Genomic DNA, 1,059 nt, shown 5'->3' on the forward strand with positions numbered 1-1,059 from the left:
ATCGGCAACCTGAGGAAGGTGACCAACGCCGCCCGCCTCGCGGTCTCGACGCTGCTGTGGTTCGCGCTCACCGCCTTCATCGCCGTCGTCATCGGCCTGCTCATCGCCCTCATCATGCAGCCGGGCGTCCACGCCGATGCGAGCTCCCTGCAGGGCCAGGCGCCCGAACACGAGGGCAGCTGGATCGGGTTCCTCACCGGACTCATCCCGGTCAACTTCCTCGGCCTCGAGGTCTCGACGGCGCCCGGTGACACCGGGGCGCTCGTCTCCGAGGTCGACTTCAACGTCCTCCAGCTCATCATCGTCTCCGGTGCCATCGGCATCGCCGCGGTCAAGGTCGGCAAGGCCGCCGAACCGTTCCTCCAGTTCGTCGAAGCGGCCTTGGCTGTCGTGCAGAAGGTGGTCTGGTGGATCGTGCGCATCGCACCGATCGGCACCCTCGGCCTCATCGGCAATGCGGTCAACTCCTACGGGTGGTCGACCATGGGTTCCCTGCTGTGGTTCGTCGTTGCTGTGTACGTGGGATTGGCGATCGTCTTCTTCGTCGTCTATCCGACGCTGGCTAAGCTCAACGGCCTCTCAGCTCGTCAGTATTTCTCCGGCGTGTGGCCGGCCGCCCAGATGGGCTTCGTCTCCCGGTCCTCGATCGGCACCATGCCCGTGACCCAGAAGGTCGCGACCGACAACTTCGGCGTCCCGCAGGGCTACGCGGCCTTCGCCGTGCCCTTCGGCGCGACGACGAAGATGGACGGCTGCGCGGCCATCTACCCGGCGATCGCCGCGGTCTTCGTCGCGCAGTTCTTCGGCATCGCGATCGAACCGATCGTCGACATGGGCCGCACCGCGCTCAACGTCTCCGGACAGGCGCTCATCCCCGCGATCGTCGCGAAGCGCCACGGCATCCTCGATCAGCCCCGCTACGACGCCAAGCGCATCGACGGCTACGTGCCGGTCGCTGTTGAGGCGGCGGGCGGCACCGAGCTGACGGCGAGCGACGAGGACGGCAGTGTGGGTGCCGGCGCGGAGGGCGGCACCGCTGAGGGCCGCGCCGCGGCTGAT

General features: G+C 67.8%; 1 protein-coding gene. It reads left to right on the forward strand.

The window, feature by feature from the left end; genetic code table 11:
• Positions 1-1,059 (forward strand): dicarboxylate/amino acid:cation symporter (locus tag BSP109_RS16770; protein ID WP_101602076.1); only part of this gene is annotated, 1,059 nt, incomplete at both ends.

The organism is Brevibacterium sp. Mu109, from assembly GCF_900169375.1.
Lineage (GTDB): Bacteria > Actinomycetota > Actinomycetes > Actinomycetales > Brevibacteriaceae > Brevibacterium > Brevibacterium yomogidense_A.